Source organism: Patescibacteria group bacterium (genome assembly GCA_034660655.1).
GTDB lineage: Bacteria > Patescibacteriota > Patescibacteriia > JAACEG01 > JAACEG01 > JAACEG01.
Genome location: JAYEJU010000043.1, coordinates 1 through 11764 on the forward strand (window position 1 = coordinate 1; position 11764 = coordinate 11764).

Genomic DNA, 11764 nt, shown 5'->3' on the forward strand with positions numbered 1-11764 from the left:
ATAATCATATAATTAGTCTTGAAACTAAAACCACTTTGGATTTTATTGATATTACCGAAAAGATTCAGGAAGTTATAAAAAATGTTAAAATAGAAAATGGCGTAGTTAATATCCAAAGTCTTCATACTACAATGGCGATTATTGTTAATGAGGCAGAACCGCTTTTAATAAAAGACATAAAAAAGATGTTAGATCGTATTGCTCCGAGAACAATTGAGTATATGCATGATAATTTTGAGATAAGAACAGTAAATATGTGCGACGGAGAATGTAGAAACGGTCATTCTCATTGCAAGTCTATCTGTTTGGCGTCTTCTCAAATGTTGAATATAGTAAAAAATAGCCTTCAATTAGGGAAATGGCAAAGAGTTTTCGCGATTGAGTTAGATCGATCGCGTCCGCGAAAAATAGCTTTGCAGATTTTAGGAAATTAAAATAAATTAGTGTTTTCTAATTTATTACAGTCATAATTATTTATAATTTAATTTTACAAATTTATGGTCCAATTATTTAATACAGTGCTTTACGAACCGATTTTTAATTGTTTGGTGTTTTTATATAATATAATACCAGGGCATGATGTTGGAATCGCGATTATTTTTTTAACAATCATTATAAAATTGATTTTGCTTCCTTTGTCAATTCAGGCCACAAAATCACAAAAGGCTTTGCAAGAGTTGCAGCCTAAAATGAAAAAAATTAAAGATCAATATAAAGATGACAAGCAAAAACAAGCGGCGGCTTTAATGGAATTATATAAAACTGAGAAAGTTAATCCTTTATCTTCCTGTTTTCCAATGCTTATTCAGTTTCCTTTTTTAATCGCGGTTTTTAATGTTTTTAGAAATGGATTTAAGCCAGAAAGTTTGGATATGATTTATCCTTTTATAGAAAGACCTGAAAATTTAAATCCAATCGCTTTTGGAATAGTTGATTTGTCAGTTCCTGTTATCGTGTTTGCTTTTTTAGCAGGCGCGACTCAATATTGGCAGACTAAAATGTTAATGGTGGACAAACAGCCCTTAAAAACAGGCGGAGCAAAAGACGAGGATATGATGGCTATGATGAATAAGCAGATGGTTTATTTTATGCCTTTGTTAACCGTTTTTATTGGATTTACTTTGCCAGGAGGATTGACTTTTTATTGGTTTTTAACGACTTTATTTATGGTGTTTCAGCAGCAAATAATGTTTAAGAAAAAAGATAAAAAAATATAATTTTAATATTAATAAAAAAAATTTATGGAAGACAAAAAAAATAAAATGTTTAATAAGGCATTTAATAATGAAGAAAAAAATTTAGAAGAAACACGCGAAAATAATTTTTTGCAAACATTGCAGTTTAAAATTTTAGCTTTGTTTGGAATTTTTTTAATTATTTTAATCGCTGGCGTTGGAATATATTTTAATATTTTAAAATGCGCAAATAATAAAGAAAATCAAGAAAATTTGATAACAAAACAAGGAACACAAATAGTTGACAAAGAAAAGCAGAAAAAAGAAAATATAATTGATAAAGATTTTGATAAAGATAAAAAATTGTTTAGTTTATCTTTAGTTAAACCAGTCTTTGCCGGATATTCCGAAATTAAAACAGATGTAAAACCATCTTTAATCAGCGAAAAAATAAAAGCTGATGAATTATCTAATATTAACGATTTTAAATCTTCTGATATTGAATTTAGCGCAAATCAAAAAAAAGCGTTAGAAGATGTTGGTTTTTTCTTAACTGAAAATAATTATATTAAAGAACAAAAATACGGCAACGACGATTTTGTAGATTCTTATAAACATTTTAAAGGCAGTGGAAATAAATATTATCGCGAGCCAGATGACACTCTGTTTATTACAAGCGATGTGGCATTGCATCTTTATCATATTTTGATTGACCGCAGTTTTCAAAAAATTGAAGAAGATAAATTTCAGCCAATGTTAAAAGATATCACGGAAACATTATTTAAAGATTCAATTTATAATTATAATAACGCGGACAATCAAGTAATTAAAAATTCATATAAACGATTAGCTGTTTATTATTTAATTCCTTTGGTTATTCTTGATTCCGCGAATAGTGAAAAGATTAAATTAAATCCAGGTGATTTTAAAACTTACGCGAAATATTTAGAAGCTGAGGAAAATCAAAATAAAAAATCAAGCCAAACTAAATTAGATTTTTCTTTGCAATCAAAAAATTATAATGGAATAGAATTAAGTAATGAGATATATGATTTAGCCAAAGCTGAGCTTGATTTGATTAGTAATGCGGAAGAGATTTCATTTTCTCCATTATTCACTCCGTTAAGACCATATTTAGAAAATGATTATTCACAATTTAAACCGCGTTCTCATTACACAAAAAATAATATTTTAAAAAGTTATTTTATAGCAATGATGTGGTATGGCAGGATGGGTTTTTCTTTGGACAGCGCTGAATTAACAAGGGACGCTATTATAATAACGGGACAGATTAATAATTTAGAAACTGATAACAATAAAAAAGTTTCAGAGATTTGGACGGATATGGCAGTCGCAATAGAATTTTTCGTGGGAGAAGTTGACGATTTAACGCCTTATCAATATACAGATTTGATTAAGGAAAAATATGGAGATGACATAACTAACAAAGAATTAGCGGATGAAAAAATATTAAACGATTTTATAAATTCTGCGATAACAGAATTGCCTAAACCAAAAATAGTTTCTGAGGTGGTTTGGTTATATGATGATGGAGGAAAAAGAGATGAATTATTAAAAAAGTTAATGCAGTTTAGATTTATGGGGCAAAGATTTACTCCTGACGCTTATATTCTTAATCAATTAACACAGGGAGTCGGAGCTCCAGATCCGGAAACAGGACAAAATTTGCCGTCAATGACGACAGCTTTAATGCCTATTTCTGTGTTAAATCCAGAAAATAAAATTGTAAAAAAATATATAGATGAATGGGTTGTTTCTAGCGCGCCAAATTCTGACAAAGTGATTTTAAAATATTTAAACAAAATGAATAATGAATTTTCAGGATTGGATAATTCTGTCTGGACGCAAAATATTTATTGGAATTGGCTGAATTCTTACAGATCATTGTTGTCTGATTATGGAGAGGGCTATCCATATTTTATGACAACAGAATTTTGGCAAAAGAAAAATTTAGGAACGGTTTTAGGATCATACGCGGAATTAAAGCACGACACATTGCTTTACGCGAAACAGTCCTATGCTGAAATGGGTGGCGGCGGTTCAGACCCAAAAGAATTTCCTCCTGTTCCAAAAGGATATGTTGAGCCTGATTTAATTTTTTGGACTCGCATAATCGCGTTGGCTGAGATGACAGAAAATGGATTAAAAGAAAGAAATATTATGCCAGAATATTTTGAATATAAATATAAAGAATTTATTAAAACCAGCAAATTTTTTAGAAATATTGTTGAGAAAGAATTAAAAAATGAAATAATCAGCGAGGATGATTTTGAAAAACTCAGGGTTATTAGTTCTGCGTTTGAGCGGATTGTTACACCAATATCTGGCGAGTCAACAATAAAAGAAAAAAGAGCCGGGATTATCGCTGATATTCATACTGACGCAGTTAAAGGAAAAATATTATATGAAGCAACAGGCAAGCCGTATATAATTTATGTGGCAGTCAAAGACGCTAATGGCTCTCGTTTAACTCGCGGTTTGGTTTTTAATCATTATGAATTTACAGATAATCTTGATGAACGATTGGCTGACGAAGATTGGCAGGCCAAAGTTTATGATAATCAAGGAGACTTGCCTGAAGCTGATAAATGGAGCAGGGAATTAATAAAATAGCAATGAAAAATTTATTTAAAAAAGTAGTATATTTTATATTAAGCCTATCTTTGATAGGCTTAATTATTATTGGCGTATTTGAGCCACTGTTGAACAAAAAAAATAATATTAGTGAAAAAAATATTATTGATTATCATCAAGCAAAGCCTAATAATTTAGAATTTTACCAAACTGTTTATAAATTTAAGAAAAAAAGAATTGATTTTAGCAATAAAATAGTTATTAGCGGAGTCGCGCCACATCATTTATTAGCGGGAGATTTATTAGCCGAGTTTTACAGCAATTTAGAATCGCAAAATTTTGACACAATAATTTTACTTAGTCCTAATCATTTTAAAGCGGGAAAAGGAAAAATTATCAGCTCAAATTATGATTGGCAAACTCCGTTTGGAATATTAAAAAGCGATAATAAAATTTTAAAGCAATTAGCCAAAGAAGATAAAGAAATAAGAATAGAAGAAAATATTTTTCAAAAAGAGCATGGAATAAACAGCCATGTGTCTTTTATTAAAAAAACTTTTCCGCAAGCTAAATTTATTCCATTGGTTTTAAGTCCAGATATAAGAGAAGAAAGCGCGATAAAATTGGCAAAATTAATATATAAAATAAATAAATATAAAAAAATTTTGCTTTTGGCAAGCGTTGATTTTTCTCATTACAAAAATAGTAAAATAGCCCAAAAAAATGACAAAATTAGCATTGGCGCTATTAGCAATTTAGATTTTAATCAAGTTTATAATCTTGATATAGATTCGCCTGCTTCAATATATACTTTAATGAAGTATAGTAAATTAATAGAAGGAAATTTTGATATTTTGAATAATTCAAATTCTGCGATATTATCTGGCAATCCCGATATAAAAAATACTACAAGTTATGTAACTGGATTTTTTGTAAAAAATAAGAAAAAAGAAAATAGGATAATCAAAATGTTATTTTTCGGTGATTTTATGTTAGACAGATATATTAAAAAACATTTTGTTAATAACGATTATGGCAAAATATTTGAAAATGTTTTAAAAGATGATAAAAATTTTTTTAACAATTTTGATATTATTGGAGCAAATTTAGAGGGAACAATCACAAATTATGGAAAACATTATCCACCAGAGTTGCCTTATGATTTTGCTTTTTTGCCAGAAGCCATAGGCGAATTTAAAAAATATAATTTTAATTATTTTAATTTAGCTAATAATCATATTTTAGACCAAGGCAATCGCGGCGTAGAAGAGACAAAAGCAAATTTGGATTTGCTTAATTTTTATTATTCAGGCTGTAAAGACAAAAATATAAATAAAGATTGCAGTTTTACAATAATTAAAGTAGGCGATAAAAAAATTGGTTTAGCTGGATTTAATATGGTGTATGGCAAATTTGATAAAGATAAGGCGTCTAAAATAATAAATGATTTATCCGATATAGTTGATTTTGTGGTTATAAATATTCATTGGGGAATTGAATATCAGCATAAATTTACTAAAATTCAACAAACAACAGCGCATAATTTAATTGACGCTGGAGCTGATGTAATTATTGGGCATCATTCGCATGTGGTTCAAGGAATTGAAATTTATAAAAAAAAGAAAATATTTTATTCTCTTGGAAATTTTATTTTTGATCAATACGAACCTTACTTTCTTTCAGATAATAGCGAGGGATTGGCAGTAGAAATAATTATAGAAAATAATCAAGCGGATTATAAATTACTGCCTTTTAAGTTTAAAAATTGGCAAATAGAATTTATGGACTGGCAAGATAGAGAAAATTTTTTGGATAATATAGACAAATGGTCAAAAATCAAGTAAGATTAAAATAATGAAATTATTTATTTTATGCCAGTGATAAATTGCAAAAAAATAATAGGTATGACTGTTGAAACAAAGTCAGGCGAGCAATTAGGAAAGGTTTTTGATTTTGAAGTAGAAATTGAATCGCAAAATATTTTAAAATATTATGTGAAAAGCAGTAATATTTTAGAAGAATTTTTTAAAAAAGAATTAATTATTCATCGCAATCAAATTATATCAATAAGCAATAAAAAAATAATAGTTAAAGACGGGATTGTTCATGAAAAAAGCCAGATGGCAAACCAGCCAGTAACGGTATAAATAAAAATCCTTGCCAATCAGCAAGAATCTTAACATTAAGTTTATATCGCAATGTTTTAAAATTTTCTGTTTTTACCAACTATAATATTTAATTTTTGCGAAGATATCTCCACATCTAAAAATGTTTTAACAATATTATCATTTTCACAATTTATAATTAATGGTTTTCCATTTTTGCTGTTTATTTTTATTTTTTTAACGGGAATTATGCTCACATCCTTGATTTTATCAGGATTATTTTTTATAATTATTTTTAAGACTTTGCTAATTAAATTTTGTTTTGTGGGTTTTATCACTAAATCCAACAATCCGTCGTTAGGATTAAAATAATTATCAATATTTTGATTTAGCTTAAACATTTTTTTAATTTCATTTTTGTTTGCCAGATTATAAATATAAATTTGACCTTGTTTTTTTAATAAATTTATTTTATATTCGTTTTCACAAATAATTTCAGCGTTTTTCGCGTTTATCATTAAATTTGAAAGATAATATTTGTTATTTATTTTTATTAAGTCTAAATTTTGAACGCGTCGTTGGCTTAATATATCACAAGCCAAACTTCCCTCTGGGATGCCTAAGGTTTTTGCGATTTTATTTTTTTTCCCAATAGGAATAATTCCAACAGTGATTTTTTCTGTTGCGGCGATATTTATTATTTTATCAACAGTTTTATCATTACCGACAGCTATGATTGTTTTTGCTCCTTTTTTAATATTGTCTAATATTAGTTTTTCCGGATTTATCAGCATTGAGGCTCTTTCTATTTTTCCGTTAATTCCTAAATCAACAGCGCGATTTTCTATGCGATGTAGAATCTTTTGATATTTGTTATCACTCAAAAAGGAGTCGTAAAAATAATAATACATAATGAAAAATTATAAAACAGTTATTTTTAAATATTATTTTCCTCGGCTTTTTGAGATTTTTCTTTCATACCAATTTTTTCTTTTCCTGAAATTTCAGACATTTTTATTGAGCCGTTTATTTGGGCGCCAGGTTCAGTTGAAAGAATTTTCGTTTCTATGTCGCCGTCTATTCTTGCTGTTTCCGTTAATTCTAAGCTTTTATTAGCCTTAATATTTCCTTTGATTTTTCCAGAAATCATTATTCTGTTAGCTTGGGCATCTGCTTTGATTTTAGCGTTTTCTCCAATAATTAAATCAGTTCCAACTTTTAGCGATCCTTCCATTTCTCCGTCAATTTGCATTCCTCCGTCTGTTTGAAAATTTCCCTTAACCTTTACAGAGTGTCCAATAATTGTTTCTACACTTTTTTCGTCTATTTGTTGATTTTTAAACATAGATTTAGTATTATTAAAAAGTAAATTAATTATTTTTATTTTAACTAAATATTTAAAAGATGTCAAAATTTTTTTAATTTTTTTATCAGTCTCCATAGTTTAGTGGATAAAACAAAGACCTCCTACTTGCCCGCCTTTGGAGGGAGTCTTAGACGCAGGCCTGTCCCTCACTTTTTATATTTCATTAAGATAAGATTGATATTTAACTTTTAAATAATTTAAGTTTCCGTAGTTCAACGGATAGAACAGGGACCTCCTAAGTCTCAAATACAGGTTCGATTCCTGTCGGAAACACATATTTTTAATGAATAGAAAGTGAGGGATAAAATTTTTGCTGGAGACACTAACAATCAATTATCAATTACGAATTATCAATTACGAATTACGAATTAACGGATTATGAATTAAGTATCAAGTATTAAGTATTGAGCAGATAAGAATTAAATGGTAAAATAAAAGTATTAAGTATTCACCTTGTGAAATCTTTTGCCTTTGGCAAAAGAAAATTAAAATTTTATTATGGTTTTGATTTTTGATTTTTGAATTTTATTTCTGTGTATAAGTTTTGTAAAAAATTTTTACACTTTTTTTATTTTGTGTTATAATTTTAAAAATAATTTTTTTAAATAATTATAATATTAAATTTTATGTTTGATAAAAATTCTTCTTTTCAACCATCTGATAAACAGGATGATCTGCCTAAAATTCCTGCTCAGCCAGCAGACCAAAAAATGGACAATGATAAAAAAGAGCAGGTAGTTGAAGACATTTTTTCGTCAGAAAATAATGAAGCAAAAACAGGAGTTATAACCGAAGAACAGAAAAAAATGGCTGCTAAAGTTTTATCTCCTGATATAAGAGATGATAATGATTATCCGGCTGATAATAATATTAAAAGTCCAAACGCGGCAAAAGACAAATTGCCGAATAAATCAAATAGCAAAATGCTATTTATCATGTTTATTCTATTTGTTATATTATTTTTATCTATTACAGCTATTTGGTATTATATAAATTATATTCAGAATGGAGCAAACGATGTTGATAATATTAGCGAAAACGTTATTTTAAATAAAAATCAAAATGATAATTTTAATATAAATACCAATAAAAAAAATTTAGTTGATAAAAAAGGGGCAGAGAATAAAAATCAGAATATTAACAAAAATACAAATTCGGCAAACAATGATTCTGATTTTGACGGGTTATCAGATAAAGAAGAAAAAGAATTAGGAACTAATATTTATATGGCAGATACAGATGGGGACGGCTTATTAGACAAAGAAGAAGTCAGAATATATTTAACAGATCCTTTAGTTGCTGATACGGATAAAGACGGCTACATAGATGGCGAAGAAGTTAAAAGCGGTTATAACCCAAATGGGGATGGAAAACTTTTATTACCTTAAATGATTAAAACAAAAGAATAAAAATTATTTTTGTATGTTTTTTAAATTTAAAAAACAAAAAAAAGAGGAAAAAAATAATCAAGAAAATAGTCCCGAGCAAAATATTCTTAAGAATGAAAGAGAAATAAATATTCACATAATGCCGAATAAATTTTTGCGTGAAGCAAAGCAAGAATCCAGAGGATTAAGTGTTTTTATTTTTATTTTAATATTTATTGCTGTTGGATGCGCTACTTTGTATTTTTTCCAAGATGACATTTTTCCTAATGGGCTGCCTTTTATCAGCAACAATGTGAATGAAAATAGCGAATTAAATCTTAACACTGATAACAGCAATAAAACAGCAAATGTGAATAACGCGAATACTTTAAATAGAAATTATAATATAAATAATAATTCTAACAATATTAATAACAGCAACAATAATTCTAATGGCAACACAAACACAAACGTAAATACAAACGGCAATGTTAATATTAATAAACCCGTTGTTTCTATAGCTTCAGATAAAGATAAAGATATGCTAACTGACCAGGAAGAAGCGCTTTACCAATCTAATCCTAATAATCCAGATACTGATAATGATGGTTTTTTAGATGGGCAGGAGGTTGCGAATTTATATAGTCCACTGACGGGGGAGGCGATGTTATTGGAATATTCAGGCATGACAAAAAATTATATTAATAGCACTTATAGTTATTCAATTATTTATCCGATATCTTGGAAAGTTGTTTCTTTGGCGGGCGGTGATAAAGAAATAGCATTTGTTTCTGAAAACAAAGAGTTTATTAAAATTATTATTATAGACAATCAGCAAGGCTTGAACGCTGAACAATGGTATTTAGAACAAATTCCTTCTAATATGGCATATAAGGTAGAAAGATTATGGGTTAATAATTTTATGGGAGTCAAAAGTTTAGACGGAATGCATTTTTATTTAACGCCTATATCAGGAAGGAAAAATTTTATTTATTCTGTTTCATATATAGTAGGAAGCCATATGAATATTACTTACCCGTCTACTTTTAAAATGATAGTAAGGAGCTTTGATATAGATTCAAACAGAAAAGAAAACTAAATTAGAAATAATAGATTTTTATGATCTATTGCGATGTTAGCCAAGAAGTCGGCAAAAAAATAAAGGATTGTTTTTTTCAAGATATAGTTAGACATTTTTTTAAAGAATTTGATATAAAAGATGCCGAGATTTCTATTGTCATAGTCAATAAAAATGAAATTAAAAAATTTAACAAAAATTATCGCAAGCAAAATAGAGTTACTGATGTTTTGTCATTTATTTACAATAAGAAGCCATTAGAAGGGGAAATTTTAATTTGTTATGAAAAGGCGCTACAACAAGCAAAAGAAAATAAAATAGATTTAAACCAAGAAATAAAATTATTATTAGTTCATTCATTGCTTCATTTAATCGGGTATGATCATAAAAATATTAAAGAAGCGAATAAAATGAAAAAAATGGAAAATAAAATATTAAGTGTAATCTAAAATATGGCTATATTGTTATATGGTTATATGGCTTTAAGTTATTATGAATAAGAAGAATTTTTTACAACTTAATGATATCAATAGTTATAAAGTTAGTTTTAATTTATCAAATTATATCTGGAATATTATAATAAAATGGGATTATTTTTTTAAAGATACAGTTGGCAAACAATTTGTTAGATCAATAGATTCTATCTCTGCTAACATTGCTGAAGGGTTTGGCAGATATAGTAAAAAGGATAAAATAAAATTTTATAGATATGCCAGAGGTTCAGCCTATGAATGTTTAGATTGGTTGGAAAAAATAAAAATAAGAGAACTTATAAAAAACGAACAATATGATTATATTTTTAAAATCCTCAAATCTTTGCCGAAAGAAATAAATTATTTGATAAGTTATACCAATTCAAAATTAACCATATAACCATATAACAATATAACCTTTAACTTTATTTAATTCACGATTTGTAATTACAGTTAATTTGTTAATTCCTAATCCATAATTTTTAACCCATAATTATGTTTTTTAATTTTAAAAGAGCTGTTAAAAGTTTTATTTACGCTTTTCGCGGATTAAAAAGCGCGTGGAAAAGTGAGCAGAATTTTCGTTTTCATTCAATGGCGGCTATTTTAGTTTTGTTAATGGCTGTTATTTTGCGCGTAGAAAGAACAGATTTTATTATTCTTATTTTGCTTATAGGATTAGTTTTAGTATTAGAGCTTGTTAATACTATTTTTGAAAGATTAATTGATATTCTAAAGCCAAGGATTCATGAATATTCAAAAGAAATTAAAAATATTTCTTCATCTATTGTTTTATTAGCGGCATTTATCAGCGTCATTATAGGAATAATTATTTTTTACCCTTATTTAATAAAAGTTAAATTTTAATATGAATTCAACAAACAACAGAAAAAAAATAATATCCATTATAACTTTTTTTATATTCGCGATTTTATTTTCTATTTGCGCGTACAATCTAAAAATCTCTTCAGCTTCCATAGAATGCTGCCATCATGAATGTAATTTAACAGATCCAAAAAAATGTGTTGGAAATACAGTTTATGAATGCCAGCTTGACTGCGACGCTGATCTTTATCAAGATTGGTGCGAAGTAGAAGATTGTTCAGCAACAGGACAAACATGCGTTGATGGCGTTTGCGTTTCTTCGTCATTAACCTGTTCTGACAATACTTCTTATAACGCTTGCTCAATTAATACAGGAGCTCCATGGTATTGCAACAGTTCAGGCAGTTTAGTAGAAAACTGTGGAACCTGTGGTTGCGCTGGCTCATGGGTCTGCGGACCAAGCAATACTTTCTGCTGTGATAATCAATGCAATAGTTCCTGCTCTCCGTCTGGCTGCACAGTCGCTTATGATCCAGACTGCGCCTGCCAAGATAATAATTCCTGCTGCGGGATAGGATGTAATAACGCGAATGACAATGATTGCCCTCTTGCAGATAATATTGACCCCTTTGTTTCTTCTTTTACCGCCTTGAACAATGTAAATGATGTTGATATTGGCTGGAATGTTTCAGATTCCGGAGGCTCACATTTAGACAGAATAGAAATTTGGCGAGCCACAGACAATGGAGGAATCCCAGTGGCTTGGGCAGAAGTAGGAAG

General features: G+C 28.5%; 13 protein-coding genes and 1 tRNA gene. 12 read left to right on the plus strand and 2 right to left on the minus strand.

The window, feature by feature from the left end:
• The 5 genes from U9O55_03250 to U9O55_03270 all read left to right on the plus strand — a co-directional run.
• The coding region (locus tag U9O55_03250) for a secondary thiamine-phosphate synthase enzyme YjbQ (protein ID MEA2088827.1) at window positions 1–434 on the plus strand (434 nt) is incomplete at its 5' end.
• 63 nt (window positions 435–497) lie between these two features.
• Window positions 498–1217, plus strand: coding sequence for a YidC/Oxa1 family membrane protein insertase (locus tag U9O55_03255; protein MEA2088828.1), 720 nt, complete (start codon window positions 498–500; stop codon window positions 1215–1217).
• 24 nt (window positions 1218–1241) lie between these two features.
• Window positions 1242–3809, plus strand: a complete 2568-nt coding sequence (locus U9O55_03260; GenBank protein MEA2088829.1) for a DUF3160 domain-containing protein — start codon at window positions 1242–1244, stop codon at window positions 3807–3809.
• 2 nt (window positions 3810–3811) lie between these two features.
• Complete coding sequence (amrB, locus tag U9O55_03265; GenBank protein ID MEA2088830.1) at window positions 3812–5614, plus strand: AmmeMemoRadiSam system protein B; 1803 nt, start codon at window positions 3812–3814, stop codon at window positions 5612–5614.
• Window positions 5615–5641: 27 nt separating this feature from the next.
• Complete coding sequence (locus tag U9O55_03270) at window positions 5642–5917, plus strand: PRC-barrel domain-containing protein (protein MEA2088831.1); 276 nt, start codon at window positions 5642–5644, stop codon at window positions 5915–5917.
• A 56-nt stretch (window positions 5918–5973) separates the two neighbouring features.
• On the opposite strand, the gene U9O55_03275 is transcribed toward U9O55_03270, so the two are convergent.
• Both U9O55_03275 and U9O55_03280 read right to left on the minus strand, forming a co-directional pair.
• Window positions 5974–6759: a diacylglycerol kinase family protein gene (locus U9O55_03275; protein ID MEA2088832.1), complete on the minus strand. Its 786-nt coding sequence runs from the start codon at window positions 6757–6759 to the stop codon at window positions 5974–5976.
• A gap of 53 nt (window positions 6760–6812) precedes the next feature.
• The gene (locus U9O55_03280; protein MEA2088833.1) at window positions 6813–7220 is read right to left on the minus strand and encodes a polymer-forming cytoskeletal protein; all 408 of its coding nucleotides are present in this window, start codon (window positions 7218–7220) and stop codon (window positions 6813–6815) included.
• Window positions 7221–7442: 222 nt separating this feature from the next.
• Between U9O55_03280 and U9O55_03285 the strand changes: the two genes are divergently transcribed.
• The 7 genes from U9O55_03285 to U9O55_03315 form a co-directional block, all read left to right on the plus strand.
• A tRNA-Arg gene (locus tag U9O55_03285) sits at window positions 7443–7514 on the plus strand.
• 353 nt (window positions 7515–7867) lie between these two features.
• Complete coding sequence (locus U9O55_03290; protein ID MEA2088834.1) at window positions 7868–8629, plus strand: hypothetical protein; 762 nt, start codon at window positions 7868–7870, stop codon at window positions 8627–8629.
• Between the two features lie 34 nt (window positions 8630–8663).
• Window positions 8664–9707 carry a hypothetical protein gene (locus tag U9O55_03295; GenBank protein MEA2088835.1) on the plus strand — a complete coding sequence of 348 codons (1044 nt, stop codon included), beginning with the start codon at window positions 8664–8666 and terminating at the stop codon, window positions 9705–9707.
• A 20-nt stretch (window positions 9708–9727) separates the two neighbouring features.
• A complete protein-coding gene (gene ybeY / locus U9O55_03300) occupies window positions 9728–10135 on the plus strand; it encodes an rRNA maturation RNase YbeY (GenBank protein ID MEA2088836.1) in 408 nt (135 codons plus the stop codon).
• Between the two features lie 43 nt (window positions 10136–10178).
• Complete coding sequence (locus U9O55_03305) at window positions 10179–10559, plus strand: four helix bundle protein (GenBank protein ID MEA2088837.1); 381 nt, start codon at window positions 10179–10181, stop codon at window positions 10557–10559.
• Between the two features lie 95 nt (window positions 10560–10654).
• The gene (locus U9O55_03310) at window positions 10655–11026 is read left to right on the plus strand and encodes a diacylglycerol kinase family protein (GenBank protein MEA2088838.1); all 372 of its coding nucleotides are present in this window, start codon (window positions 10655–10657) and stop codon (window positions 11024–11026) included.
• 1 nt (window position 11027) lies between these two features.
• On the plus strand, window positions 11028–11764 hold a 737-nt coding region (locus U9O55_03315), incomplete at its 3' end, for a hypothetical protein (GenBank protein MEA2088839.1).